The organism is Streptomyces rhizoryzae, from assembly GCF_023155275.1.
GTDB classification, from domain to species: Bacteria; Actinomycetota; Actinomycetes; order Streptomycetales; family Streptomycetaceae; genus Streptomyces; species Streptomyces rhizoryzae.
This window is the reverse complement of record NZ_JALMUV010000001.1, coordinates 54,412-80,813: the sequence shown is the minus strand read 5'-3', so window position 1 is coordinate 80,813 and position 26,402 is coordinate 54,412. Positions and strand designations below refer to the sequence as shown.

Annotated in this window: 25 protein-coding genes; 10 read left to right on the top strand and 15 right to left on the bottom strand. The window is 74.2% G+C overall.

The window, feature by feature from the left end:
* Positions 1–130: 130 nt before the first annotated feature.
* From MUU72_RS00390 to MUU72_RS00370, 5 genes are all read right to left on the bottom strand, one after another.
* On the bottom strand, positions 131–355 hold the full coding sequence (locus MUU72_RS00390) for a hypothetical protein (protein WP_248011296.1): 225 nt from the start codon (positions 353–355) through the stop codon (positions 131–133).
* 337 nt (positions 356–692) lie between these two features.
* The gene (locus tag MUU72_RS00385; protein WP_248011023.1) at positions 693–1,472 is read right to left on the bottom strand and encodes an SDR family NAD(P)-dependent oxidoreductase; all 780 of its coding nucleotides are present in this window, start codon (positions 1,470–1,472) and stop codon (positions 693–695) included.
* 14 nt (positions 1,473–1,486) lie between these two features.
* Complete coding sequence (locus tag MUU72_RS00380; RefSeq protein WP_248011022.1) at positions 1,487–2,098, bottom strand: nuclear transport factor 2 family protein; 612 nt, start codon at positions 2,096–2,098, stop codon at positions 1,487–1,489.
* A gap of 37 nt (positions 2,099–2,135) precedes the next feature.
* Positions 2,136–2,519, bottom strand: coding sequence for an NAD-binding protein (locus MUU72_RS00375; RefSeq protein WP_248011021.1), 384 nt, complete (start codon positions 2,517–2,519; stop codon positions 2,136–2,138).
* A complete protein-coding gene (locus MUU72_RS00370) occupies positions 2,479–2,766 on the bottom strand; it encodes an NAD(P)-binding domain-containing protein (RefSeq protein WP_248011020.1) in 288 nt (95 codons plus the stop codon). The genes MUU72_RS00375 and MUU72_RS00370 overlap by 41 nt, the downstream gene beginning before the upstream one ends.
* Before the next feature lie 317 nt (positions 2,767–3,083).
* Here MUU72_RS00370 and MUU72_RS00365 point away from each other — a divergent pair, with 317 nt between their 5' ends.
* Positions 3,084–3,914, top strand: a complete 831-nt coding sequence (locus MUU72_RS00365; protein ID WP_248011019.1) for a helix-turn-helix transcriptional regulator — start codon at positions 3,084–3,086, stop codon at positions 3,912–3,914.
* 95 nt (positions 3,915–4,009) lie between these two features.
* Positions 4,010–4,558 carry a transposase gene (locus MUU72_RS35800; RefSeq protein ID WP_248011018.1) on the top strand — a complete coding sequence of 183 codons (549 nt, stop codon included), beginning with the start codon at positions 4,010–4,012 and terminating at the stop codon, positions 4,556–4,558.
* Positions 4,559–5,497: 939 nt separating this feature from the next.
* Here MUU72_RS35800 and exaC read toward each other — a convergent pair.
* From exaC to MUU72_RS00345, 3 genes are all read right to left on the bottom strand, one after another.
* A complete protein-coding gene (gene exaC / locus MUU72_RS00355) occupies positions 5,498–7,021 on the bottom strand; it encodes an acetaldehyde dehydrogenase ExaC (RefSeq protein ID WP_248011017.1) in 1,524 nt (507 codons plus the stop codon).
* Positions 7,022–7,168: 147 nt separating this feature from the next.
* Positions 7,169–8,455 (bottom strand): GAF domain-containing protein, encoded by a 1,287-nt coding sequence (locus MUU72_RS00350; RefSeq protein WP_248011016.1) that lies wholly within the window; start codon positions 8,453–8,455, stop codon positions 7,169–7,171.
* A 90-nt stretch (positions 8,456–8,545) separates the two neighbouring features.
* Positions 8,546–9,430, bottom strand: a complete 885-nt coding sequence (locus MUU72_RS00345) for a DUF6114 domain-containing protein (RefSeq protein ID WP_248011281.1) — start codon at positions 9,428–9,430, stop codon at positions 8,546–8,548.
* Between the two features lie 127 nt (positions 9,431–9,557).
* On the opposite strand from MUU72_RS00345, the gene MUU72_RS00340 reads away from it, so the two are divergent.
* Positions 9,558–10,211, top strand: coding sequence for a TetR/AcrR family transcriptional regulator (locus MUU72_RS00340; protein ID WP_248011015.1), 654 nt, complete (start codon positions 9,558–9,560; stop codon positions 10,209–10,211).
* A gap of 115 nt (positions 10,212–10,326) precedes the next feature.
* Here the strand turns inward: MUU72_RS00340 and MUU72_RS00335 are convergent, their stop codons facing one another.
* Positions 10,327–11,628 (bottom strand): glycoside hydrolase family 18 protein, encoded by a 1,302-nt coding sequence (locus MUU72_RS00335; RefSeq protein WP_248011014.1) that lies wholly within the window; start codon positions 11,626–11,628, stop codon positions 10,327–10,329.
* A 362-nt stretch (positions 11,629–11,990) separates the two neighbouring features.
* Here MUU72_RS00335 and MUU72_RS00330 point away from each other — a divergent pair, with 362 nt between their 5' ends.
* Positions 11,991–13,163 carry an acyl-CoA dehydrogenase family protein gene (locus MUU72_RS00330; protein ID WP_248011013.1) on the top strand — a complete coding sequence of 391 codons (1,173 nt, stop codon included), beginning with the start codon at positions 11,991–11,993 and terminating at the stop codon, positions 13,161–13,163.
* An 840-nt stretch (positions 13,164–14,003) separates the two neighbouring features.
* On the opposite strand, the gene MUU72_RS00325 is transcribed toward MUU72_RS00330, so the two are convergent.
* Complete coding sequence (locus MUU72_RS00325; protein ID WP_372502914.1) at positions 14,004–14,420, bottom strand: hypothetical protein; 417 nt, start codon at positions 14,418–14,420, stop codon at positions 14,004–14,006.
* 223 nt (positions 14,421–14,643) lie between these two features.
* On the opposite strand from MUU72_RS00325, the gene MUU72_RS00320 reads away from it, so the two are divergent.
* The 5 genes from MUU72_RS00320 (at position 14,644) to fxsA (ending at position 20,388) form a co-directional block, all read left to right on the top strand.
* Positions 14,644–15,084, top strand: coding sequence for an Lrp/AsnC family transcriptional regulator (locus MUU72_RS00320; protein ID WP_026170119.1), 441 nt, complete (start codon positions 14,644–14,646; stop codon positions 15,082–15,084).
* Positions 15,085–15,144: 60 nt separating this feature from the next.
* Positions 15,145–16,782: an amidohydrolase gene (locus MUU72_RS00315; RefSeq protein WP_248011011.1), complete on the top strand. Its 1,638-nt coding sequence runs from the start codon at positions 15,145–15,147 to the stop codon at positions 16,780–16,782.
* 531 nt (positions 16,783–17,313) lie between these two features.
* Positions 17,314–18,987: an apolipoprotein N-acyltransferase gene (lnt, locus tag MUU72_RS00310; RefSeq protein WP_248011010.1), complete on the top strand. Its 1,674-nt coding sequence runs from the start codon at positions 17,314–17,316 to the stop codon at positions 18,985–18,987.
* Positions 18,984–19,739 (top strand): polyprenol monophosphomannose synthase, encoded by a 756-nt coding sequence (locus MUU72_RS00305; protein ID WP_248011009.1) that lies wholly within the window; start codon positions 18,984–18,986, stop codon positions 19,737–19,739. The genes lnt and MUU72_RS00305 overlap by 4 nt, the downstream gene beginning before the upstream one ends.
* Before the next feature lie 34 nt (positions 19,740–19,773).
* Complete coding sequence (gene fxsA, locus MUU72_RS00300; protein WP_248011008.1) at positions 19,774–20,388, top strand: FxsA family membrane protein; 615 nt, start codon at positions 19,774–19,776, stop codon at positions 20,386–20,388.
* Between the two features lie 108 nt (positions 20,389–20,496).
* On the opposite strand, the gene MUU72_RS00295 is transcribed toward fxsA, so the two are convergent.
* From MUU72_RS00295 to yczE, 3 genes are all read right to left on the bottom strand, one after another.
* Positions 20,497–20,874 (bottom strand): RNA polymerase-binding protein RbpA, encoded by a 378-nt coding sequence (locus tag MUU72_RS00295; protein WP_026170122.1) that lies wholly within the window; start codon positions 20,872–20,874, stop codon positions 20,497–20,499.
* 312 nt (positions 20,875–21,186) lie between these two features.
* On the bottom strand, positions 21,187–21,999 hold the full coding sequence (locus MUU72_RS00290; RefSeq protein WP_248011007.1) for a glycerophosphodiester phosphodiesterase family protein: 813 nt from the start codon (positions 21,997–21,999) through the stop codon (positions 21,187–21,189).
* Positions 21,996–22,586, bottom strand: coding sequence for a membrane protein YczE (gene yczE, locus MUU72_RS00285; protein WP_248011280.1), 591 nt, complete (start codon positions 22,584–22,586; stop codon positions 21,996–21,998). The genes MUU72_RS00290 and yczE overlap by 4 nt, the downstream gene beginning before the upstream one ends.
* Positions 22,587–22,780: 194 nt before the next feature.
* Here yczE and MUU72_RS00280 point away from each other — a divergent pair, with 194 nt between their 5' ends.
* Positions 22,781–24,289, top strand: a complete 1,509-nt coding sequence (locus MUU72_RS00280; RefSeq protein ID WP_248011006.1) for an SCO1417 family PLP biosynthesis transcription factor — start codon at positions 22,781–22,783, stop codon at positions 24,287–24,289.
* Between the two features lie 9 nt (positions 24,290–24,298).
* On the opposite strand, the gene MUU72_RS00275 is transcribed toward MUU72_RS00280, so the two are convergent.
* Together MUU72_RS00275 and MUU72_RS00270 are read right to left on the bottom strand one after the other, a co-directional pair.
* On the bottom strand, positions 24,299–25,954 hold the full coding sequence (locus tag MUU72_RS00275; protein ID WP_248011005.1) for a hypothetical protein: 1,656 nt from the start codon (positions 25,952–25,954) through the stop codon (positions 24,299–24,301).
* A 94-nt stretch (positions 25,955–26,048) separates the two neighbouring features.
* Positions 26,049–26,243 carry a hypothetical protein gene (locus MUU72_RS00270; RefSeq protein WP_066980979.1) on the bottom strand — a complete coding sequence of 65 codons (195 nt, stop codon included), beginning with the start codon at positions 26,241–26,243 and terminating at the stop codon, positions 26,049–26,051.
* Positions 26,244–26,402: the final 159 nt, after the last annotated feature.

The window sequence follows — 26,402 nt, the reverse complement described above, 5'->3', positions numbered from 1 at the left end:
GCGATTTCCAAACCGAGGGATATGGCTACTGCTCGAACTTCCGTGCGTATCAGCCTCATTCGGGTGATCGCTCCGCAGTCGGCGCACAGGAGAAGGGTAAGGGCCTCCCGCACAGTTCGGTGATGGCGAGTCAACGAACCATCAGCAGGCCCGGTGCCCCACTGTGGCGTGCTTGCTCCGTCCGCGTCCAGCTCCGAACGGCCGTCGGCGCCTCGGATACAGCGGCTACATCGGCCGCCTCGGCCAGGGCCTCGACGGTCTCCTCGCGAGCGATGTCCGCGCGCCGCGCGGCCTCCTCCGCCCGAGCCAACGCCACCCGCTCACGCCGCTCCAGCACCCCCAGCACCGACGCCATCCGCCACCTCCCAGCACGCCCCGCACCGACACGACGGCCGGGCATGCCTAACGAGCGACGGCCACACACCTCACCTGGGAAAACGTGACCCTACCTTCGGTTTGGGAATCGCTTGCAAGGAGGAGGGTGGCAGCCCTTCGTCCTCGGCGGTACGCCAGCGCAAGTAGCACGCCGGGTCGCGGTGGTAGTTCTGCATGATGACCTGCCGCAGGGCCTCGGCCTGCGGGCCGGGCCGGTAATCCGGCCCGTGGCGGAGGTGTTCGAGTAGCCGACAGGCGGCAGTTCCCGTGTCGCCCGGCCCTGGCCGCATGGCCGGGGCCGGGGGCGAGGGCCTGGTTCAGTTGGCCCGGTAGCGGGAGGCGAGAGCGGGGCTCTGGCCGCCGAACGCGGCGAGGTCGGCCTGGAAGACGGCGTCGAGCAGGCCGGCGTCCTCGACGCCGGGGGCGCAGACGACCTCGCCGAGTTCGAGGCCGCGCAGGCCGGCGGTGACGACGTCCTCGGCGCTCATGCGGGGCACGACGCTCATGTCGAGGCCCTGGCGGGTGTGGAACTCGGTGGCGACCACGCCCGGGCACAGCACCTGGACCTGGACGCCGGTGTCCTCCAGCTCGGCGCTGAGGGTCTGGGACATGGCGACGAGGTGGGCCAGGCTGCCGGCGTAGACGGCGCGGCGGGGCATGACGGCCTTGTCGGCGGGGCCGCTGAAGGCGATCATCCCGGCCACATTGATGATCTTCCCTTCGCCGCGTTCCTGCATGCCGGCGACGACGGCGCGGGTGAGCATGGTGGGGGCGACGACCTTGACGTGGACGAGTTCGCGGGCCTTGTCGGCGGGCAGGTCCGCCAGGGGCATGTAGTGGGCGACTCCGGCGTTGTTGACGAGCATGGTCAGCGGCTCGGTGGCGCAGATGTCGGCGACGGTGTCGACGCCGATGTCGGTGGACAGGTCCGCGGCGACGGTGCGGACGGTGACCTCGGGGTGGGCGGTGGCGAACTCCTCCAGGCGGTCCTTGTTGCGGCCGACGATGATCAGGTCGTAGCCGTCGGCGGCGAGGCGTTCGGCGAAGGCCTTGCCGATGCCGGAGGTGGCGCCGGTGACGAGGGCGAGCTTGCTCATGGGAGCGTTTCCTTTCAGAGGGTGGCCGAAGCGGCCGGGGTGGGGTCCTGGTGGAGCCAGGCGTGTTCGGCGCGGTACTGGGCCGCGACGGCCTCGGGCCGGTCGTCGCCGAGGTGGCGGTCGCCGACGGTGTAGCCCTTGCGGTTCAGGTACCAGGCCAGGAACCGGTAGGAGGGCCTGTAGTGGGCCAGCTCGTCCGGGTCGACGGTGAGCCGGGCGCCCGGCAGAACGGGGACGAGGGGGTCCTTCTCGTAGATCGAGGTGATCCGGGCGATGCGCCACTGGCCGTCGGTGCCACGCTGGGCTCGGTACTGCGAGCGGCAGGCGGAGGCCAGATCCGCCTCCGTGCCGTCGACGTCGATGCGCCACTCGATGATCAGCGGCAGTTCGGCCAGGGCCCGGTCGCCGTCGAGGCGGACGGCGGGTGGACTGAGCCGGTGCACGGCGTAGTCGCCGCGCCCGGCCATAGCGCGGGCCTGGCGGGCGAACTCGGCTCCGCTGCCGGTAAACCAGCTCATCTGGACCATGGAGTCGTCGGCGAAGCAGGCCGCCATCTCGGGGTACCGGCCGCGGTCCCGGCCCTGGCGTTCGCGCAGCACCAGCTGCGTCACGTCATCGGCGGACATAGGGGCCCTCCTTGTGCGATGTGAAGGCGGTCGTGGTTCAGGCACTCAGGCGGTGCACGAGCTGGGTGAGCCCGTGGACGCCGGCCAGGCCGCGCTCGGTGGCCGGGGTGGAGTCGATGCCGGCCTGGCGCATGGCCTGGTCGAACAGCTGCATGTCGAGGGCTTCGGCGGCGGAGAGGTGGTCGACGTTGTCGGGCCGCACCATGGTGTTCAGCAGGGACAGGGCCGCGCTGGCGGCGCTGCCCAGCTTCAGGACTTCCACCAGCGGGACCGGGTCCAGCTCCAGCCGGGTGGCCAGGTCGACGGTCTCGGCGATCGCGGCCTGGTTCATCATCAGCAGGGCGTTGTTGAACAGCTTCGCCGTCTGCCCCGCCCCGGCGTCACCGAGGTGCACCACCTGGCGGGAGAACGAGCGGAACACCGGTGTGCAGTGTTCGGCCGCCGCTTGCGGGCCGCCGACCATCACGGTCAGCCGGGCGCTCCTGCGCGGCCGGGCGGCCGCCGCTGACCGGCGCGTCCAGCACCTCGACGCCGCCCTTCGCGCACAGCTCGGTCAGGCGGACGGCGTTGCCGGGCAGGCCGGTGCCCTGGTTGACCACGATGGCGCCGGGACGAAGGTCTTCGAGTAGCTGATCGGCGAGCTGCAGGACGTCGTCGTCGGTGCCCACGCACAGGCAGACGATGTCGCAGGCGGCGGCCAGCTCGGCGAGCGTGTCGTGTCGCTGGTGGAGGACCTCGGCGAGGCCGTCAGGGAGGTGGGGCGCCGGGCCCAGGCGTGCAGGGGGAAGTCGGCTTCGGAGATCGCGGTGGCCATGGGCAGGCCCTGGTCACCCAGCCCGATGAACCCCACGACGGGTCGTTCAGGGAATCGTGCTCGTGTCATGCGTCCACGGTTGGCGAGGACCGTGCGACCAGCCAGTAGACCGGTTTTCCTGGGAATGGCAGTACTAGGCTGGTCATCGACTCATTTGCCACAATCGACGGTATGGCGACCACAGAACTCGGCGCGGCCCTGCGTCACTGGCGCGATCGCGTCCCGCCCCAGGCCGTCGGCCTGCCCGGCGGGGGTCGACGGCGTGCCGCCGGGCTGCGGCGCGAGGAACTCTCCCAGCTGGCCGGCGTCTCCGCCGACTACATCATCCGGCTGGAACAGGGACGCGCCACCAGCCCCTCACCCCAGATCGTCGAAGCCCTGGCCCGCGCCCTGCGGCTCACCCAGGACGAACGCGCCCACCTGTTCCGCCTGGCCGGCCTCGCGCCGCCCGGGCCCGGCATGGTCCCGCGGCACATCACCCCCGGCGTCCACCGCATGCTGGACCGCCTGGCCGGCACACCCGTCGCCGTCTTCGACGCCGCCTGGAACCAACTGCTCGCCAACCCCCTCTACACGGCCCTCATGGGCGAATGGCAGGGCGACGACCTCAACGGCGTCTGGCGCAACTTCCTCAACCCCGACCACCGCGTGCGCCAGACGCCCGAATCCAGGGGCGCCCTGCAGGCCTCCCTCGTCGCCGACCTGCGCCGCACCGCCGCCCGCTACCCCGACGACGCAAACCTCAAGGCCCTCATCGCCGAACTGCGCCGCCGCAGCGCCCACTTCGAGACGCTGTGGCAGTCGGGCGCGGTCGGCGAGCACCAGGCCGCCCGCAAGACCATCGACCACCCCCTTGTCGGGGCGCTGACCCTGGACTGCGACATCCTCAGCGTCACCGGCAGCGACCTGCGGATCATGGTCTACTCCGCCCAGCCCGGCACCGAGGACGCCGACCGGCTGGCGCTCCTGAACGTCGTCGGGACGCAGTTCCTCCTCGGGTAGGAAGCGGTTCACCAACCGAGGGATACGACTGCTGCTCGAACTTCCGTGCGCATCATTGCTACGGCTCCGACCTCACCGACGCGGAGTGGGCGATCGTGCGGCCACTACCGTCCGTCCCGGCCTGGCTGAACGGACAAGGGGGCCGCCCGGAGGGCTATTGCCACCGCCAGCTGATCGATGCGGTGCGCTACCTGGTCGCCGAGGGTGTTCGCTGGGCCAGCCTGCCCGCCGAGTTCCCCAAGTGGCGGGCCGTGTACAGGTTCTTCCGCCGCTGGCGCGACAACGACTTCATCAAGGAGCTCTACGGCCGGCTGCGCACAATGCTGCGCGCCCTGGCCGGGAAGAAGCAGGCGCCCACCGCCGCGATCATCGATTCGCAGTCGGTGAAGGCCGACGCCACTGTCGGCGCGGCCACCCGCGGCTATGACGCCGGGAAGAAGATCAACGGGAGGAAGCGGCACATCGCCGTGGACACCCTGGGTTTCTCCCACCTGATCCGGGCCCGGCGCCTCGCCCGGGACTACGAGCCCCGCATCGACAGCGCCGAGGCGATGGCCTGGTGGGCCGCGAGCATCCCCGCCACCCGCCGCCTGGCCCGCTCCGGCCGACCGACACCCCGCCGCCTCAACCGGTCCGCGGCCTGAACAACCCCGGCCGCCCCTCGGCCAACCAGCCCCGCTCCACCAGCCGCTTCGCCCGAAACCGCGCCGCCTGCTCCCTCGCGTCACTGGCCGGTCAGCCCAGATGCTCGCACATCGCCCGTGCCCGCACCCCTCTCCACCGTCGGCCGCGTCCTCCCGGACCAGAGCCACGATCCGCGCGCAGTCCGGCGGAAGCATCTCGGTCCCCATCCCTTCGCGCCACAGCGGCACCTCGACCCGCTGTCCGACGCCGACCGCGACTGGCACCGCTGCCGTCGGCGCCTCGGACAGAGCGGCTTCATCGGCCGCCTCGGCCAGGGCCTCGACGGTCTCCTCGCGAGCGATGACCGCGCGCCGCGCGGCCTCCTCCGCCTCCGCGACAGCAGCTTGAAGCCGTTCCAGCCCGGCCCTCAGCTCCTCCGCCCGAGCCAACGCCACCCGCTCACGCCGCTCCAGCACCCCCAGCACCGACGCCATCCGCCACCTCCCAGCGCGCCCCGCACCGACACGACGGCCCGAGCATGCCTAACGAGCGACGGCCACACACCTCACCTGGGAAAACGTGACCCTACCCTCGGTTTGGGAATCGCTTCTAAGGCGCAAACCGCGGCCGGCGTCACCTTGCTCGACGGCACCACGAAGTCCACCCCGCACTGCGGGCGGGGGCGCGAACCATCCGGTCGATCACCTGGGCACCGGCGTTGATGACGATGTCCCTGAGCCGTCGGGCCTCGCTCAAGGGGCGCTTGTCGGGGTCGATGAGGCACACCGTGCCCAGCACGGTGCCGCTGTCATGGCGACTGGTCCGGAACAGCTGGTCAGGAGGGGGATAGCGGTGGGAGGAATCGGGAGTTAGGGCGTAAAACGAGTTCGGGTTCGAGAGAGTCGAACGGAAGGCGCCTGACCAGCAAAACCGCTGGCCAGGCGCCTTTTTTCGGGCTGCTAGAAGAAGCCGAGCGCCTTGGGGGAGTAGGAGACGAGGAGGTTCTTGGTCTGCTGGTAGTGGTCGAGCATCATTTTGTGGGTTTCGCGGCCGATGCCGGACTGCTTGTAGCCGCCGAAGGCGGCGTGGGCCGGGTAGGCGTGGTAGCAGTTGGTCCAGACGCGGCCGGCCTGGATGGCGCGGCCGGCGCGGTAGGCGGTGGAGCCGTCGCGGGTCCAGACGCCGGCGCCGAGGCCGTACAGGGTGTCGTTGGCGAGGGTGATGGCGTCGGAGAAGTCGGTGAAGGGGGCGACGGCGACGACCGGGCCGAAGATCTCCTCCTGGAAGATCCGCATCGCGTTGTCGCCCTCGAAGACGGTCGGGCGGACGTAGTAGCCGCCCTCCAGCTCGCCGCCCAGTTCGGCGCGGGCGCCGCCGGTCAGGATGCGGGCGCCTTCCTTCTGGCCGATGTCGAGGTAGGAGAGGATCTTCTCCAGCTGGTCGTTGGACGCCTGGGCGCCGACCATGGTGGCGGTGTCCAGGGGGTGGCCCTGGACGATGCGCTCGGTGCGGGCCACGCCGTCGGCCAGGAAGTCGGCGTAGTGGCCGCGCTGGATCAGGGCGCGGGACGGGCAGGTGCACACCTCGCCCTGGTTGAGGGCGAACATGGTGAAGCCTTCGAGGGCCTTGTCCCGGAAGTCGTCCGGGGCGGCGGAGACGTCGTCGAAGAAGATGTTGGGGCTCTTGCCGCCCAGTTCCAGGGTGACCGGCCGGATGTGCTCGGAGGCGTACTGCATGATCAGCCGGCCGGTGGTGGTCTCGCCGGTGAAGGCGATCTTCGCCACCCGGGGGCTGGACGCCAGCGGTTTGCCGGCCTCGACGCCGAAGCCGTTGACGATGTTGACGACGCCCGGCGGCAGCAGGTCGGCGATCAGGCTCATGAGGTAGTGAAGGGAGGCGGGGGTCTGCTCGGCGGGCTTGAGCACCACCGTGTTGCCGGCGGCCAGCGCCGGGGCCAGTTTCCAGGAGGCCATCAGGATCGGGAAGTTCCACGGGATGATCTGGCCGACCACGCCCAGCGGCTCGTGGAAGTGGTACGCGACGGTGTCCTCGTCGATCTCCGAGAGGGTGCCCTCCTGGGCGCGGACCGCGCCGGCGAAGTAGCGGAAGTGGTCGATGGCGAGCGGGATGTCGGCGGCCAGCGTCTCCCGGACCGGTTTGCCGTTCTCCCAGCTCTCGGCGACCGCCAGCGCCTCCAGGTGCGTCTCCATCCGGTCGGCGATCCGGTGCAGGACGGCGGCGCGTTCGGCGGCGGGGGTGCGGGCCCAGCCGGGGGCGGCCGCGTGGGCGGCGTCCAGGGCCCGTTCGACGTCCTCGGCGGTGCCGCGGGCGACCTCGGTGAACGCCTGGCCGTTGACCGGGGTCGGATTCTCGAAGTACCCGCCCCGGGCGGGGGCCGCGAACTCCCCGCCGATCCAGTGGTCGTAACGGGACCGGTAGGACATCACGGCGTCGGCGGAACCAGGGTTCGCGTAGCGTGCCACGGGCGGCCTCCCCAAGGGTCGTTCGGCTCGGCCCGCCGCTCCCGTGCGGCGGGCGGTGCGGGGAGGGTAGGGCGGCGGACGTTGCGCGGACGTTGCGGGCGGCGGAGCCGCCGGTTCCGGCGGGGCGGGCGGTGCGCCGGGCGGCGGTCAGCGCGCGGCGGGGGACGCGCGGCCGGGGAGCGCGGCGGGCAGGCCGTACGCGGAGCGCAGGCGGCCGGCGGTGGCGAGGGCCGCGGCGTACGCGGGGGAGCGGACGGGCAGCGCGGCCACCAGGGCTTCCCAGACCTCCAGGTCGTGCTCGCCCCAGGGGGTGCGCGACCAGGCACGCAGCCGGTCCGGGTCGCCGGTGGCGAGCAGTGCGCGGCGCAGCCGGTCCTCCAGTCCGGTGCGCAGCCGGCGGATCCCGGGCGCCTCCGACGAGGGCAGCGGCGGGCCGGGGTAGGTGTCGAGGGCGGGGAGCGGGCGGTGGGCCGCCAGGTCCCTCTCCAGGGCGTCGAGGTCGGTTCCGACGGGCGTGGTCAGGCGGTACGGGCGGGAGGCCAGCAGGGGGCCGGTGAGCTGCCGCAGGCGGGAGAGTTCGGCGCGCAGGGTGACCGGGCGCACGTCCCGTTCGCCGTAGAGCAGCACCGCGAGCTGATCACCCGTCAGGCCCGCCGGGTGGCGGGTCAGCAGCACCATGATCTCGCTGTGCCGGCGGCTCAGCCGCAGCCGCTCACCGGCCCGGACCAGCAGCGCCTCGTCCCGGCCCAGGCAGGTCAGGGAGGTGCCGGAGCACGGCAGGTCCGCGGCGAGGTGCGCCTCGGCGGCGCGGGCGGTGGCCCGGACCAGGGCCAGGCTGTGCGGGCCGGCCAGGTGGTCGCCGCCGGTGATGTCCACGGCGCCCAGCAGCCGCCCGGTCCGCAGGTCGTGCAGCGGCGCGGCGGCGCAGGTCCACGGCTGCACCCGCCGGTTGTAGTGCTCGGTGGCGAAGATCTGGACCGCGTGGCCGGCGGCGAGCGCGGTGCCCGGTGCGTTGGTGCCGGCATGGCGTTCGTCCCAGCGCGCCCCGACGACGAAGTTCATCCGCTCCGCCCGGCGCAGCACCCCCGGGTGCCCCTCCACCCACAGCAGCCGCCCCTGCGGGTCGCAGACCGCCAGCAGGTGCGCGCCGTCCTGGGCGATGCTGCCCAGCAGCTCCCGGAAGACCGGCATCGCGCGGGCCAGCGGGTGCGCCTCCCGGTAGTCGCGCAGCGCGGTCCCGTGGAGTTCCACCGGGGCCAGGCCGTCCGGGGCGGCCAGGGCCCGCGCCGAGCGGCGCCAGGAGTCGGCGACCACCTGCCGGACCGGCGGCGCGACCGTCCCGCCGGCGAGGAACGCCTCGTGGGACCGGCGCACCGCGCGGATGCGTTCGGCCGGGTCGGCGCCCGCCTCCAGTGCCAGCCAAGGGTTGCCCACGCGTCACCTCTCCGATGCGGCCGCTGATGCCCCGTACGCCGATGGTGCTCGGCGCGGACCGGGGCGTAAACCCCGCGGGGCGGGCGCCGGTCAGCCGCCGGCGGCCGGGCCGCCCGCCCGGAGCCGCAGGCCGTCGGCGGCGATCAGGTCGGCGGTGACGAGCGCCTGTTCCGCGCTCACCCGGGTCATGGAGACGAACGGCGGGACGACCGGGGGGACCGGGAGGGTGTCGGGGGTGAAGGTGAGGCAGAGCACGCCTTCGAGGCAGCCGCTGAACTTGGTGAGGTAGAGGGTGACCGTGCCGTGCAGGTCCAACGCGTCCGCGGCGAGGGAGAGTTGGGGGCCCGGTGGGTCGCGGGTGGTGAGGCGGTAGTCGGTCAGGGTGGCCGCCCGCATGCGCAGCACCATCACCGTGCGCGGGCCGTCGGCGGTGGGGACGGTGGTGACCCCGGCCAGGGTGAAGCCCTGCGGGGCGAAGCGGGTGGTGGTCACGGTCGGCGGGACCGGCGGCGCCGGAGGCGGGGCCGCACCGGCCCGCTGCGCCGGGCCGCCGAGGGTGGTGAGCAGTGCGGCCGGCAGGGCGACCGCGAGCAGCGTGCGCCCGCTGCCGCGCGGGTCCCGGCTACGGGCCGCGGCCCCCGGACCCGCCGCCTCCGCCCCGGCGGCCCCGGGACCCGCCGCTCCTGCCGCCTCCGCCCCGGTGGCCCCGGGACCCGCCGCCCCTGCCGCCTCCGCCCCGGCGGCCCCGGAACCGTCCGCCGCCGCCGCATCCGTCCCACCGGCCCCGGACCGGCCCGTCCCCGCCCTCCACCCGAACCCCATGGCGCTGCCCGCGATGCCCAGGCCCATGCCGACCAGGAAGCCGCCGAGGTGGGTCGCGGCGAACGAGAGCACGGAGAGGATCAGCGCGTTGATGCTCACGTAGTGGTGCGCGGCGGGCGTGCACCACAGGAACACCGGTCCTCCCCGGGGCAGTGGTCGAGTGCGCGAGGGAAGTGCTGCGTGGAGCCGTCCGCGGGGGCCCGCCACGGACCGGAATGGCAAGTATGACGTTCTGTCATACTGCGCTGAACTCCTGGCAGTTGGAGAGTAGGGCGGGATTTTGAACAAGAGTCAACAGCAGCGGCGGACGGCCTCCGGGACCGGTGGCACCGAACGGTCCCGGACCCGCCGCGCCGCACTGATAGCCACCGGACGGACGCTGTTCGCCGACACCTCCTACGACGCGCTGTCCATGGACGACATCGCCCGGCGGGCCGGGGTCGCCAAGGGGCTGATCTACTACTACTTCGGCAACAAGCGGGGCTACTACCTCGCGATCATCGAGGACGCGGTCGACGAGCTGGTCCAGCGCGCCGGCAGCACCCGCGAGCTGCCGCCCGTCGCACGCGTCCGGCGCACCGTCGACGGCTACCTCCGCTACGCCCAGCACCACCAGGCGGCCTACCGCGCGATCGTCACCGGCGGGGTCGGCTTCGACGCCGAGGTGCTGGCCATCCGGGCCCGGGTCCGCGCCCGGCTGCTGGCCACCATCGCCCGGGGTGCCTGGGGCCGGGAGGGGATCCCCCCGCTCGCCCGCACGGCGCTGACCGGCTGGCTCTCCAGCGTCGAGGGCGTCACCCTCGACTGGATCGAGCGGCCCGAGCTGCCCCGGGAGACGGTGGTGTCGCTGCTGGTCCGCGGACTGGGGGACACCCTGCGGCTGATCGAGGAGTACGAGCCGGACTGCCCGGCCCCGCCCCGGCCGCCTGCCTGACATACCGTCAAGAGTCGCTGGATGCACGGAGAACGGGCGGGAGGCCGATGCCTCCCGCCCGCTTGCTTCCCCCGTACCCGTGGTCCGGTGCCCAGGCCGCCCGGCGGCCGGGCCGCTACCTGATGGCCTTGATCAGCTCACCGTTCGGGGTGTCCCCGCTCAGCTCCCAGAAGAAGGTGCCGCCCAGCCCCTGGGCGTCCTTGAAGGCCATCTTGGTGCCGATGGTCTGCGGCGTGTCGTAACTCCACCACTGGTCACCGCACTTGGCGTAGGCGGTGCCGCCGACCGTGCCGGTGGCCGGGCAGCGTGCCTTGATCACCTTGTAGTCGTCGATGCCCGCCTCGTACTTGCCGGGCGCCGCGCCGGTCGCGGTGCCGCCCGCCGCGTCCTGGGTGACGCCCTGCCAGCCGCGGCCGTAGAAGCCGATGCCCAGCAGCAGCTTGTTCGCCGGCACGCCGAGCTTCTTGAGCTTGGCGATGGTGTCGCTGGTGTTGAAACCGGCCTTCGGTATGCCGTTGTACGACGTCAGCGGGGAGTGCGGGGCGGTCGGGCCCTTGGCGTCCCAGGCACCGAAGTAGTCGTAGGTCATCGCGTTGTACCAGTCGACGTACTGGGCCGCGCCCCCGTAGTCCGCGGCGTCCATCTTGCCGCCGTCCGAGGCGTCCGCGGTGATCGCCGCGGTCACCAGGCTGCCCTGGCCGAACTTGTCCCGGACCGCCTTGAGCACGTTGGTGAACGCCGCCTTGCCGCTGGTGTCGCAGGTCAGGCCGCAGGCGTTGGGGTACTCCCAGTCGATGTCGATGCCGTCGAAGACATCCGCCCAGCGCTTGTCCTTGACCAGGTCGTAGCAGGACTGGGCGAACGCCGCGGGGTTCTTGGCCGCCTCGCTGAACCCGCCCGACCAGGTCCAGCCGCCGAACGACCACAGCACCTTGAGGTTGGGGTGCAGCTTCTTGAGCTTGCGCAGCTGGTTGAAGTTGCCGCGCAGGCCGTTCGGGTCGTCCCAGGTGTCGGCCTTGCCGTCGACGCTCTGGTCGGCGGTGAACGCCTTGTCGTAGTCGGCGTAGGCGTCGCCGATGGAGCACCGGCCGCCCTGGGTGTTGCCGAAGGCGTAGTTGATGTGGGTCAGCTTGGCCGCGGAGCCCGAGGTCTCGATGTTCTTGACCTGGTAATTGCGGTCGTAGATGCCCCAGTCGGTGAAGTAGCCGACGACCTTGGTGCCGGCCGCGGTGGTCTGCGCGGTGGCCGCGGTGGTCTGCGGCGCGGCGGCCGGGCGCGCGGCGGTGGGGGCGCCGGCCGGCGAGGGGCGGGCGGAGGCGGAGCCGGCGAAGAGCGTGCCGGCCAGGGCCGCGGTACACAGGGCGGTCGCGGTGGCGAGCAGCTTCCGCGGGGATCGTTTCCGGTGCGGTCTGAGCATGTCGTCTCCTCGGAGGGGGCGAGGGTGGAGCATGGCGGCGTCCCGGCGCGCATGCCTGCCGAATTGGCATGAACGCGCGGAACGTTGCTGAGAAGGTAGAAGGACTAGACCACTGCGTCAATGGTTCGGACCAATTCGGTGTCCGGTGCCCGCCGGCCGCCAAGTGGCCCGGAACCGGCCGGTGATCGAAGATCGACCCGTGACGGCGGGCCGCCGATCGGGCATACTCCTAGCGCCACAGTCGCAGGTCATCGCCGTCCGCGATCCGGAGGGTGATCATCGGCCGAGGCACGACGGATACCGGCGCCGCCGCCCACCCCGCGCGCGTCGCCGCAGCGCCCGAAAGGGAGAGGAGCGCCGCCATGACCGAGTACGTTCCCCCGCCGGTGGACCGCAGGCTGCCCACCGAGGAGGCCCGCGACCTGATGGCCCTGGTGCGGGAGCTCGCCGCCCGCGAGATCCGCCCCTCGGCCGCCGAGGAGGAGGAAGCCGGCCGCTTCCCCCGCACGCTGTTCACGCTGCTCTCCGAATCCGGGCTGCTCTCCCTCCCGTACGCCGCGGAATTCGGCGGCGGCGACCAGCCCTACGAGGTCTACCTCCAGGTCCTGGAGGAGCTCGCGGCCGCCCGCCTCACCGTGGGCCTCGGCGTCAGCGTGCACACCCTGGCCTGCCACGCGCTCGCCGGGTACGGCACCAAGGAGCAGCGTGCCGAGCACCTGCCGGCCATGCTCGGCGGCGGCCTGCTGGGCGCCTACTGCCTCTCCGAGCCCGCCGCCGGCTCCGACGCGGCCTCGCTGACCACCCGCGCCACCCGCAGCGGCGACACCTGGACCATCGAGGGCACCAAGGCGTGGACCACCCACGGGGGAGTGGCCGACTTCTACACGGTGCTGGCCCGCACCGGCGGCAGCGGCCCGCACGGCATCACCGCCTTCCTCGTCCCCGGGGACGCCGAGGGGCTCCGGCCGGCCAGGCCCGAGCGCAAGATGGGCATGAAGGGCTCGCCGACCGCGCAGCTGCACTTCGACGGGGTGCGGGTGCCCGACGCCCGCCGCATCGGCGAGGAGGGCCAGGGCTTCTCCATCGCGCTGTCCGCCCTGGACTCCGGCCGCCTGGGCATCGCCGCCTGCGCCATCGGTGTGGCCCAGGCCGCGCTGGACGAGGCGCTGGCGTACACCGCGGGACGGCGCCAATTCGGCCGTGCGATCGCCGACTTCCAGGGCCTGCGGTTCATGCTCGCGGACATGGCGACCCAGGTGGAGGCCGGCCGGGCGCTGTACCTGAGCGCCGCCCGGCTGCGCGACGCCGGCCTGCCGTTCTCCAAGGAGGCGGCGATGGCCAAGCTCTTCTGCACGGACGCCGCGATGCGGGTCACCACCGACGCCGTCCAACTGCTCGGCGGCTACGGCTACACCGTCGACTTCCCGGCCGAGCGCTACATGCGCGAGGCCAAGGTCCTCCAGATCGTCGAGGGCACCAACCAGATCCAGCGGATGGTGATCGCCCGCCACCTGGCCGGCCCCGAAGCACACTGACGGCCCGGGCGGGGCCCGTACGCCCCGCCCGTACGCCCCCCCGAGGGCGGCGGCGCCCGGTGAGTGCCCCGGGGCGCACACCTGCCGTCCCGTCGTGGCGCGGCCCTCCGCCCGCACCTGACGCCCCGTCAACTCGCTGTGTGGCCCGGTGCTCTGCGACCCGCCCCCCCCGGGTCCCCGGCCCCCGTCCGGGCCGGGGCGCGTCCCGCGGACGCCGCCGCGTTCCTCGCGCCGCCCGGGGCCGGCACCCCGTTCCGGCGCCACGTCGCGGCCCCACGCGCCTGCTCCCACGGGGTGGTTGGCGGACTGCCGCGCTCACGACCCATCGGGCGCGACGTCGCCCGGCTCGCCGGCCACCGGCCGCACGACCCGGGGGTATGGCGAGGCACGGTCCTGAGCCGGGGCGACGCTCGGATCGGCCATACCGTCCACGACGGCTTCGAACCGGCCGCGGTGCTCGGCCGGGAGCCGGCCGTGCCGGGCCCCTGAGAAGCCGGCCTCGGCTGGATGAGCTACCTGTACCGCCCCTTCCAGGATCTCGCCGAACGGGGCGGAGAGCGGGGCGGTGAGGGGACTGCTCGGCTCCTTCGGCGGCGACTGCGTCGAGAGCCGCCGGCGCCCGGCTGACCGGCCACCGGCCCGCGCGAGGGGCTTCCCCACCCTCTGCGCGGTGCTGCGGTACGCCGTGGTGATGCTGCGGATCGCCTACCGGCGGGGTCCACGGGGCCAGAGGCCCCGGCGTCCCGGAGGGCCCCGGCGGACTGAACCTGCTCCGGGGCAGCCTGGCGGCGATGCCGGCCGGCCGCTCCCGGTGAATCGCCGCGGCCGGCGGGTGGCCCGTCAGCCCCGGCGGCGCGAGCGCGGCACCCGGCCCGACCGCTCCCCGGGGCCGCCGGGGTGCGAGAACGGCTGGCGGCGCCAGTCCAGGCTCTCCGGCAGGGTCAGCAGGATCGCCGCGTCCCGCTCCTGGGCGGCAGCGGTGTCCTCGGTGTCCGGGGCGTCGGCCGCGGGCCGGCCGGAGCCCTGGCACACCGTCAGCGCGAACGGGTTCCACGGCGAGGGGCACAGCGCGTGCTCCGGGAGGGTGTCCTCATCGGCCAGCAGCGCGATCGGCTGCCGGCAGTCCGGGCAGGTCACCCGGTAGATCTCGTAGGTGTCGAAGGGATCGTCGGCACCGTCCCCGGCCGGGAAACCGGGACTGTCGCCCTCCTGGGCGTCGATGCCGGCAGCGGCGGATTCCTGGTCAAGGCGTCGCATGATGTCCATCCCCCTCGGGTGGGCCACGTCGGACCGCTGACTTCGTTCGTGTGACCGGCGGTCTCGGCCATCACCAGCAATGCCCTCCGTGCCGGGCGCATAATCACCGGCGCCCCCCGGACCCGGTGGCGCCGGTGTGGCGTTTCTCACACGGGGCGCCGCCGGGGTGTCCAGCATCCGGTGCGCGCTGCGCGTCCGCGCCCGCGCACAGTAGGTTGAGCGGGTGGAGGAGTTGGACCGACAAATCGTGGATCTGCTCGTCAAGGACGGGCGGATGAGCTACACCGACCTGGGCAAGGCCACCGGCCTGTCCACCTCGGCGGTGCACCAGCGGGTGCGCCGCCTGGAACAGCGCGGGGTGATCCGCGGCTACGCCGCCATCGTCGACCCCGAGGCCGTGGGCCTGCCGCTGACCGCGTTCATCTCGGTCAAACCCTTCGACCCCAGCGCCCCCGACGACATCGCCGACCGGCTCGCCGAGGTTCCCGAGCTGGAGGCATGCCACAGCGTCGCCGGCGACGAGAACTACATCCTCAAGGTCCGGGTCGCCACGCCGCTGGAGCTGGAGCACCTGCTCACCCGCATCCGCACCCTGGCCGGGGTCTCCACCCGCACCACGGTGGTGCTCTCCACCCCCTACGAGGCCCGGCCGCCGCGGATCTGACCCGCCCGGGAGCCGACCCCGGGCGCCGCGCGCCCCCGCGCAGGGGCGAAACTGTCCGGTATGAGCGAGCGCAACCCCGAGCAGGCCCCCCGCACCGTCCTCCTGCGGGGCGGTGAGGTGCACAGCCCCGCCGACCCCTTCGCCACCGCGATGGTCGTCGAGGGCGACCGGATCGCCTGGGTCGGCGAGGAGGGCGCGGCCGACTCCTTCGCCGACGGCGTCGACGAGGTGGTCCACCTCGACGGGGCCCTGGTCACCCCGGCGTTCACGGACGCACATGTGCACACCACGGCCACCGGCCTGTCCCTCACCGGGCTGGACCTCTCCGGCGCCGCCACCCTGGCCGACGCGCTGCTGCGGATCAAGGAGTACGCCGCGGCCCGCCCGGCCGGGGCCGTGCTGCTCGGCCACGGCTGGGACGCCGCCGCCTGGCCCGAGGGCCGCCCGCCGTCCCGCGCCGAACTGGACGCCGCGGCCGGCGGCCGCCCCCTCTACCTCACCCGGATCGACGTGCACTCCGCGGTCGTCACCACCGCCCTGCTCGACCTGGTCCCCGGCATCCGCGAGCGGGCCGGCTACCACCCGGGCGCGCCGCTGACCGGCGACGCCCACCACGCCGTCCGGGCCGCCGCGTACGCCACCGTCACCCCCGCGCAGCGCGCCGAGGCGCAGGCCGCCGCGCTGGCCCGGGCCGCCTCGCTGGGCATCGGCACCGTCCACGAGTGCGCCGGCCCGGAGATCTCCGGCGAGGACGACCTGACCGGACTGCTCGCCCTGGCCGCCGAGGGCACCGGCCCGCGCGTCATCGGCTACTGGGCCGAACTCATCGCATCCGCAAAGGAAGCCGACCGGATCAGGGAGCTGGGCGCCCTCGGCGCGGCCGGCGACCTCTTCGCCGACGGCTCGCTCGGCTCGCACACCGCCCACCTGCACGCCCCCTACGCCGACGCCCCGCACACCGGCACCGCGCACCTCGACGCGGACGCCGTCGCCGCCCACGTCGCCGCCTGCACCGAGGCCGGGCTCCAGGCCGGCTTCCACGCCATCGGTGACGCCGCGCTGACCGCCGTCACCGACGGCGTCCGGGCCGCCGCCGACCGGCTCGGCACCGCCCGGGTCCGCGCCGCCCGGCACCGCGTCGAACACGCCGAGATGCTCACCCCCGCGCACCTCGCCGCCTTCGCCGACCTGGCCCTGACCGCCTCCGTGCAGCCCGCCTTCGACGCGGCCTGGGGCGGCCCCGACGGGATGTACGCCACCCGCCTCGGCGCCGACCGGGCGGCGGGCCTCAATCCCTACGCCGCCCTGCTCAAGGCCGGTGTCCCGCTCGCCCTCGGCTCCGACAGCCCGGTCACCCCGCTCGACCCCTGGGGTACCGTGCGGGCCGCCGTCTTCCACCGCACCCCCGGCCACGGCATCTCCGCCCGCGCCGCGTTCACCGCCCACACCCGCGGCGGCTGGCGCGCCATCGGCCGCGACGGCGCCGGCGTCCTCGTCCCCGGCGCCCCGGCCGACTACGCGGTCTGGCACACCGGCGCACTGGTCGTCCAGGCCCCCGACGAGCGGGTCGAGCGCTGGTCCACCGACCCCCGCTCCGGCACCCCCGGCCTGCCGGATCTCACCCCCGGCACGCCCCTGCCGCGCTGCCTGCGCACGGTCGTCGGCGGCCGGACGGTCTTCGACCGGCCGAACGAGTGACATCCCGGGCGCCGGTGCCGCCGGACCCGGCGCCCGAACCTCCCTGCCCTACCTGGGAAGGCTCGGCACTGACCTGGGACGACGCGAAAACGACGCAGGCGGAGCGACTGTTGACAGCAGCCGCCGGTCGGCCGGTAGGTTCGGCCGGGTCCACCACAGGACGTCCGACCGGGAGACCTCCGCGCAGTCGTCGAACGCAGCTGGGCCATGGGCGGCGAGCCATCCGGCACACCGCCACTGGGAGCCAGGTCCAGCGCCCGCGGCACGGGGCTGGCCAGGCCGGTCGGCAGGTGCGACCCGGGTGGGGCCCGGCGCTCAGTAGACAACGGCTCTCGGTCGACCCGCAGCCAGCGGGTCCCAGGTCGGCCCGAAGGGCGCCGGGCCCCGATCCGTACCCCGCGCCCCGGCCGCGCCCCCGCTCCCGCCGGCCCCCGTGATTCCCCGCACCCTCGCGCACCCCGGGCCCGCACCCGCGCCCCTCCGATGTACGGTCAGCTGACTACCGGACGACCTGCAGGAAGGCCCGCGACCGTGTCATCGGGTTCCGACACCACCGCAGCAGCCGTGCGCGGCACCGCGCCCGGCGGCCCGGTGCCGTCCACCGCACCCACCGCGGCCGGCACCGACCGCCGCCCCGGCCGCGCCCGCCGGCTGGCCTCCCTGGCCCGGCGCGAGGCACCGCGCACCGCGCTCGCGGCCGTCGCCGGCCTGGCGCTGGCCCTCGCCTTCCCGCCGTACGGCCTGTGGCCGCTGTCGCTGGTGGCGGTGGCCGCGCTGGCGCTGCTGACCCGCGGCCGGCGGGCGCGCCAGGGGGCCTGGACCGGCTTCGCGTTCGGGCTGCCGTTCTTCCTGGTGCTGCTGAAGTGGCTGCACGTGATCGGCTGGGACGCGGTGGCCGGACTCTCCGTCGCCGAGGCGCTGTTCGTCGTGCTGCTCGGCGCGGGGCTGGCGCTCACCTCCCGGCTGCCGGCCTGGCCGCTGTGGGGCGCCTGCCTGTGGGTCGCGCAGGAGTGGGCCCGGGACCGGGTGCCGTTCGGCGGCTTCCCCTGGGGCCGGCTGGCGTTCGCCAACACCGGTTCGCCGTTCACCCCGCTCGCCGCGCTCGGGGGTGCCCCGCTGGTGACCTTCGCGGTCGCCCTGGCCGGCGGGCTGCTGGCGGCCGTCGCGGCCGGGCTGTGGGGGCTGCGCCGCGGCGGCGGTGCGGGCGGGCCGGTGCGGACGGCGGAGGCGTTCGGGCTGGCCGCCGCGGTCACCCTGGCCGGCCTGGCGGTACCGGTCCCCACCAAGGCCGACGACACCGTCCGGATCGCCGTGGTGCAGGGCAACGTCCAGCGGCCCGGGATGGACTTCCTGGGCCGCCCGATGCAGATCCTCGACAACCACGCCACCGCCACCGAGAAGCTCGCCGACGACGTCCGCCACCACCGGGCCCCCGAACCCGACCTGGTCATCTGGCCGGAGAACTCCTCCGACCTGGACCCGTACCAGTACCCGCAGGCGTACGACCGGATCGACGAGGCGGTGAAGGCGATCGGCGTGCCGGTCCTGGTCGGCGCCCTCGTCGACCACCCGACCAAGCCGGGCTACGTCTTCAACGAGGGCATCGTCTGGGACCCCAGGACCGGCCCCGGCGCCTCGTACACCAAGCAGCACCCGGTGCCGTTCGGCGAGTACGTCCCGTTCCGGGAGCAGCTCAGCAAGATCATCACGCGGTTCCAGCGGGTGCCGCGCGACTTCTACCCCGGCGACCACACCGGTCTGCTGAAGGTCGGCCCGGCCCGGCTCGGAGACGTCATCTGCTTCGAGGTGGCCTACGACGAGATCGTCCACGACACCGTCGGGGCCGGTGCCCGGGCCCTGGTCATCCAGACCAACAACGCCACCTACGGCCGGACCGGCCAGCCCGAGCAGCAGCTGGCGATGTCCAGGCTGCGGGCCGTCGAGCACGGCCGGGCGGTGGTCACCGCGGCCACCAGCGGCATCAGCGCGGTGGTCGCCCCCGACGGGACCGTTACGCACCAGATTCCCGAATTCACCCAGGGCGTGGTGTCGGCGCGCATCCCTCTGCGCGACGAAACGACGCTCGCCGACCGCGTTGGCGCGGCTCCCGAGTGGCTGCTCGCTATCGTGGGCCTTCTGTCCTGCGGGGCCGCCGTCATCGCCGGCCGCCGTGGGCGAACGAAGGACGAGAAGGGGCAGCAGTGACAGACGGTCAGCGGCAGTACGGTCCGCTCGGCACCACGTTGGTGATCATCCCGACGTACAACGAGGCGGAGAACATCAAGCCGATCGTCTCGCGGGTGCGGTCCGCCGTCCCCGAGGCGCACGTCCTGATCGCGGACGACAACAGCCCGGACGGCACCGGCAAGCTCGCCGACGAACTGGCCGCCGTGGACGAGAAGGTCCACGTCCTGCACCGCAAGGGCAAGGAGGGGCTGGGCGCCGCCTACCTCGCGGGCTTCCGCTGGGGTATCGAGCAGGGCCACGGCGTCCTGGTCGAGATGGATGCCGACGGCTCCCACCAGCCCGAGGAGCTGCCCCGCCTGCTCACCGCCCTCAAGGGCGCCGACCTGGTGCTCGGCTCGCGCTGGGTGCCCGGCGGCCGGGTCGTGAACTGGCCCAAGTACCGCGAGTTCCTCTCCCGCGGCGGCAGCACCTACTCCCGGGTCATGCTCGACGTCCCGATCCGCGACGTCACCGGCGGCTTCCGCGCCTTCCGGGCGGAGACCCTCGAGGGCCTGGGCCTGGACGAGGTGGCCTCCCAGGGCTACTGCTTCCAGGTCGACCTGGCCCGGCGGGCCGTCCGGGCCGGTTACCACGTCGTCGAGGTGCCGATCACCTTCGTCGACCGGGAGCTGGGCGACAGCAAGATGAGCCGCGACATCGTCGTGGAGGCGCTGTGGCGGATCACCGCCTGGGGCGTCGGCTCCAAGGTGAGCAAGATCCGCGGGCGCTGATCCACCGGGCCGCCGGGCCAGGCACACTGGGGGCATGACGTTCGGAGCCACGCCACCGCCGAGTCCCCGCCCGCCCCGCTCGCGCGCCCGCCGGTTCGCCCCGCTGGGCGTCGCCGCCTGGATGGTGCTGGAGATCTGGCTGCTGACGGTGGTCGGTGGCGCCACCAACGGCCTGACGGTCTTCCTGCTGCTGCTCGCCGGGGTGATCGCGGGCAGCGCCGTGATCAAGCGGGCCGGCCGCCGCGCCTGGCGGAACCTCACCGGCACCCTGCGGACCGGCGACGCGGGCGCCTCCCGGGAGACCGGCTCCTCGGGCACCGGCAACACCCTCCCGATGATCGGCGGCCTGCTGCTGATCCTGCCCGGTCTGCTCTCCGACGTGCTCGGGCTGCTCTGCCTCTTCCCGCCGACCGGCCGGCTGATCCTGCGCCGCGCCGACAAGCTGCTGGTCCGCCCGGCCGGCTTCGCCCCGGGCTCGTTCGGCGACGTCTACCAGCAGGTGCGGATGCACCAGCCGGACGGCAAGGTCGTCCCGGGCGAGGTCGTCCGGCCCGACGGGCCCGGCCGGTCCGGACCGCACGGTCAGCCCGGTGCGGACGGCCGGGGCTCCGGGCCGGGCGCGCGCCAGGACCCGCCGCTCATCCCCTGACGACCCGCACCGGCCCCGGCGCACCGGGCCGGGAACGCACGAGAAGGGCCGGGGCCACCGGAATCGGTGGCCCCGGCCCTTCTCACAGCCGCTCGGCTTCGGCCGCCGTCAGGCGGACTTGCGGTTGCTGTCGCGCGGATGCACAGCGATGTTCATGGTGCCGGAGCGCAGGACGGCCAGCCGCTCGGCCAGCACCTCCTCCAACTCCTCGCGGGTCCGCCGCTCCATGAGCATGTCCCAGTGCGTACGCGCGGGCTTGCCCTTCTTCTCCTCAGGGCCATCGCCATCCACCAGGAGGGAGGGCGCACCGCAAACCTTGCACTCCCACTCCGGCGGAATCTCGGCCTCGACCGAGAACGGCATCTCAAAACGATGTCCGTTCTGGCATGCGTACTCCACCGCCTGGCGCGGGGCCAGGTCGATGCCGCGGTCGGTCTCGTAGCTGGTCACCACGAGGCGCGTGCCGCGGAGAGCTCGCTCACTCATGAATCGTGCCTCCCGGGCTTGTCGCCCACAGGACAGGTGTCGCTGTCGTCGTCATCCGGTCAACGTCCGGTCGGCGGTGAAGATTCCCGTCATGGGACATGCGTCGCCTGCGTCGCCCGTCGTGCCGCCCCTTGTTGTACCCACCAACGCCCGGTTTGTCACATCTGGCAGCAGATGTCACCCAGCGCCTCACGGAGTTGAGCGCGCAGTAACGGTCCGTCCGGTGAGCCAAGGGCGTACACTACCGCCCCGCACGCCGAAGGGCTAAATCCGGTCAGGTGTCGGGACGGCCGGCCGCCCGCGCGCCGGTGCTCACGGACCCGACGGGACCCAGCAGCCCCGCTCGGTCAGCACCGTGCGCAGCGTCTCCAGGTGGTCGGTCATGATGCCGTCCACGCCGAGGTCCAACAGGGCCGCCATCCGGGCCGGGTCGTTGACCGTCCAGACGTGGACCTGCATGCCCAGCGCGTGCGCGGCGCGCAGCAGCAGCGGGTCGACCACCCGCAGACCGGAGTGGCGTTCGGGGATCTGGACGCAGACCGCGTTGCGGCGCACCGCCGCGCCCAGCAGGCGGTCCAGCGGCACCGCCCCGCGCCCGTAGGAGCGCAGCCGCAGCCCGGCCACCCCGCGGGTGCCCAGCGAACTGGCCATCCGGCCGCCCGCCAGCCGCTGCGCCCGGGCCACCCGGGCCTCGGAGAACGAGCCGACGCAGACCCGGTCCCAGGCGCCGGTGCGGCGCAGCAGGTCCAGCAGCGGTTCCAGCGCGGCCTCCGCCTTGAGGTCCACGTTCCAGCGGGCCTCGGGGAACTCCTCCAGCAGCTCCTCGAACAGCGGCAGCGGCTCCCGCCCGGCGACCCGGGCCCGGCGGACCGCCCGCAGCGGCAGGTCGGCCAGCGCGCCCCGGGAGTCGGTGACCCGGTCCAGCGTCGCGTCGTGGAAGGCGACCAGGGCGCCGTCCGACGTGGCGTGCACATCGGTCTCCAGATAGCGGTAGCCCAGGCCGACCGCGCGGCGGAAGGCGGCGGCGGTGTTCTCCAGGCCGTCCGCGGTCCCGCCGCGGTGGGCGAAGGGCAGCGGGCCGGGATGGTCGAGATAGGGGTGGCGGAGGCGTATCGCGGTGCTCACTCCCGCAGTATCGCGCGCTCGGGTGACGAGCCGGAGCGGGCCACCACGGGGGACGGCCGCTCCGGCAGCCCCGGGATCGCGAACCGGCGGAGGAAGAACTGCGCCAGCGGCCCGATGGCCAGCGCGTACACCACCGTGCCGGCGCCGAGGGAGCCGCCGAGCAGGAAGCCCGCCGCCAGCACCGTCACCTCGATGCAGGTCCGCACCAGCCGGACCGGGCGGCCGGTGCGCAGGTGCAGCCCGGTCATCAGGCCGTCCCGGGGACCCGGGCCGAAGCGGGCGGTGATGTAGAGGCCGGTGGCGGCCCCGTTGAGCAGGACCGCGCAGACCAGCAGCGGGATGCGGACGGCCAGCGCGTGCAGCGGGGGCACCAGCGCCAGCGTCCCGTCCATGACGAGTCCGAGGATCACCACGTTGGAGACCGTGCCCAGGCCCGGGCGCTGCCGCAGCGGGATCCACAGCAGCAGGATCAGCGCCCCCGTGACGATCGTCACGGTGCCGATCGTCAGCCCGGTGTGGCGCGCGATGCCCTGGTTGAGCACGCTCCACGGTTCCAGGCCCAGCCCGGCGCGGACCATCAGGCCCATGCTGACGCCGTACAGCACCAGCCCCAGGTAGAGCTGGACGAGCCGGCGCGGCAGGTGCGGCCGCGGCCCGGTGGACCCTTGGGTGACGGACACGACGCTTCCCCCTTCTGGCGGGATTGGACTGGTGCGTGTCACCATGTGGCGTGTTCCGGCTCCGGAAGTAGAGCCAATTCGGGGAAGGTGGACTGATCTTCATGGCGCAGTGGACCTCCGCGGTAGGGGCGCCCCAGCTCGCCCGGCTGCTCCGGTCGCAGGATCCGCGGGCCGCCGAACTCACCGCCAACGGGCGGAAGTTGCCCGCCTACCGCGGCCTCGCCGACGGCGTCCGCCTGCTCGTCCTCGAAGGCCGGGTGCCGGTGGCCGCCCGCCTCCCCGCCGAGCGCGAACTGGCCGCCGCGGTCGGCGTCAGCCGCACCACCGTCGCCGCCGCCTACGAGGCGCTGCGCGCCGAGGGGTTCCTGGAGTCCCGCCGCGGCTCGGGCAGCTGGACCGCCGTCCCGGCCGGCAACCCGCTCCCCACCCGCGGCCTGGAACCGCTCCCGCCGGAGGCCGCCGGCTCGATGATCGACCTCGGCTGCGCCGCCCTGCCCGCCCCCGAGCCCTGGCTCACCCGCGCCGTCCAGGGCGCCATGGCCGATCTGCCGCTCTACGCCCACACCCACGGCGACTACCCGGCCGGTCTGCCGGTCCTGCGGCAGGCCCTCGCCGACCGCTACACCGCCCGCGGCATACCGACCATGCCGGAGCAGATCATGGTCACCACCGGCGCGATGGGCGCGGTCGCCGCCATCTGCCGGCTCTGCACCGGCCCCGGCGAACGGGTCGCCGTCGACTCGCCCTCGTACGCCAACATCCTCCAGCTGATGCGGGACGCCGGTGCCCGGCTCGTCCCGGTGGCGCTCGGTGAGCGGCTGACGGGCTGGGACCTCCCGGTCTGGCGCCAGGTGATGCGCGACGCCGCGCCCCGGATGGCGTATGTCGTCGCGGACTTCCACAACCCCACCGGCACCCTCGCCACCGAGGACCAGCGCCGCCGCCTGGTGGACGCCGCCCGCTCGGCAGGCACGCTGCTGGTCGTCGACGAGACCATGACCGAGATCGTGCTCGACCCGGACACCGAACTCCCGCGTCCGGTCTGCGCGTTCGACCCCGCGGGCAGCGCGGTCATCACCGTCGGTTCCGCCAGCAAGGCGTTCTGGGCCGGGATGCGGATCGGCTGGGTGCGGGCCGCGCCCGACATCATCCGCAGCCTGGTCGCCGCCCGCGCCTACTCCGACCTCGGCTCGCCCGTCCTGGAACAGCTCGCCATCGCCTCGCTGCTGGCGAACGGCGGCTGGGAGGAGGCCGTCGCGATCCGCCGCGAGCAGGCCCGCGAGAACCGCGACGCGATCGTCGGGGCGCTCCGGCGGCACCTGCCCGACTGGGAGTTCAGCGTCCCGCGCGGCGGCCTGACCCTCTGGACCCGCACCGGCGGGCTCTCCGGCTCCCGGATCGCCGAGGCGGGGGAGCGGCTCGGGGTGCGCGTCCCGTCCGGGCCGCGGTTCGGCGTCGACGGCGCCTTCGAGGGCTTCGTACGGCTGCCGTTCACGGTCAGCGGCGCGGTCGCCGACGAGGCCGTGGTCCGGCTGGCCCGCGCCGCGCAGCTGGTGGCCACCGGTGTCGCGCCGGCCGAGGCCGGCGCCCCGCACGCGTTCGTGGCCTGACGGCCGCCGTCAGCCGGCCGCCGGCCCGTCGGCCCCCGGCTTGGCCAGGGACACCGGCCGCGCCCCGGTCACCGGCGCGTCCGCCGGCGCCGCCGCGTCCTGAGGACCGGCCGGGGCCCCCGCCCGCTCCGCGCCGTCCGGCGCCGTCCGCTCCGGGAGCAGGGCCAGTACGGCCTTGCGGTGCGCGGCGCCGGCCGCCTCGTCGTACGGGTCCGGGGTCGCGGGCACCTGGAGGCGCAGTACCGGGCCGGTACCCAGCCGGGCGTAACCGCGGCCCGGCGGCACCTGGGGGAGCGGAGTGGTGGGCGCGGGCGCCCCGAGCACCGCGCGGATCTCCTCGGCAGTGGCCGGGCCCAGCACCACCCGGGCCCGGGTCAGGGCCCGCACCGGATCGCTCAGCAGCTCGGCGGTCTCGAACTGGTCGGCCACCGCCACCGTCACCTGCGCCGCCCGGCCGTGCCGCAGCGGCACCTGGAGCAGCCGCTGGGGGTCGTCCCGGCCCTCCACCGCCGCCAGGTGCGACAGCGCGGTCAGCCGGTCGGCGAGGATCCACAGCGGCCGCCGGGCGTCCGCCGGCGCGGGCCGCCCGGACTGCTGCGCCCGGTTGGCGGCCACCAGCCGCCGCTCGGTCTCGTGCGCCGCCCACTCCAGCGCCGCCAGCGCCCCCGCCAGCCCGCTCTCCACGGCCAGGACCCCGCGCCGCCCGGCCAGGCACCCGAACTCGCCGGTGCCGCCGCCGTCGATCACCAGCACCTCGCCGTGCCGCAGCGCCTGGAGCGCGATCGACCGCAGCAGCGTCGTCCCGCCGGCCCCCGGCTGCCCCACCGCCAGCAGGTGCGGCTCGGTGGACCGCCGGCCGGTGCGCCACACCACCGGCGGCACGTCCCGGGTACCGCCCTCCGCACCGGCCACCGGCAGGGTCCGCTGGACGGAGTCGGGGTCGGTGAAGCCGAGCACCGTCTCGCCCGGCGCGGTCACGAAGCGCTGCGCGGCGAGGTCCGCCGGCAGCGGCCCGAGCACCGTCATGACCAGCTGGTTGGCCTCCTCGTCCCAGGCGAAGCGGTACTCCCGGCCGCGCCCGCACTTGGCGGCCAGCAACTGCTCGACGCGGGCCCGGGCGCCGTCCTCGCCGTCGGGGAAGTACGGCGGGTACGCCAGGTGCAGCCGGGTGAGCCGCCCGTCGCCGTCGAAGACGTACTCGCTCAGGGCCCGCTGCCAGTCGCCGTCGTGGGCGTACAGCGGAGCGGGGTCGCCCTCGGCGGAGAAGTGCGGGACCAGCGCGTCGTAGAGCGCCCGCAGCCGACCGGTCTCCGCCTCGTCCGGGCCCTCCGAGGGCGGCGCCGGCCGGTCCCGGCCCGTCCAGCCCGCCGCGGCCAGCACCGCGACCACCGCCAGCAGCGGCCCGTACGGGACGAGGGCCACGGTGAGCGCCCCGGCGGCGGCCAGGAAGCACAGCGGCCCGCGCCGCTCCTTGGGCGTGGCGGCCCAGCGCCCCCGCCCGGCCACCGCCAGCCGGCGCAGGCCCCGGCTGACGGTGATCAGCGGGTGGAGCACATCGGTCGCGCCGTCGGCCGCGGTCCGCGCCAGTTCGCGGCCGCGCGCGATCGGCGCGCTGCTGGTCAGGGCGTTGCCGGTGAGGATGCGGGGCAGGGGGCGCCGGGCCACGGCGTGCCTCCAGGGGGTCGTACGGGCGGCGGGCCGGCTCGTGGGCGGCGAGCCGGGGCGGGGGTCCCGGGCGCGTGCGCCGGGCGGACACCCCCTAGAGCTTGATCCCGCCCAGCAGGCTGGCCAGGCTGGCGCCGCCGGCCTTGATGCTGGGCGCGATGGCCGAGCCCGCGAGGTAGAACCCGAAGAGCGCGCAGACCAGCGCGTGGGACAACTTGAGGCCGTCCTTGCGGAAGAAGAGGAAGACGATGACACCGAGCAGGACGACGCCGGAAATGGACAGAATCATGAGGGTTCTCTCCTGGGTGTGGGGACGGTCACCGTGAGTTCTTCCAGCCTCACCTCCGGTATCAAGCCATGAAAAGCCGCAAATGGCGTATTTATCGTGGAAATCGCCCAAACGGCCGAGAGGGCTGCCGGGCCCGCCCGGCCCGCCGCCCGCCGCACC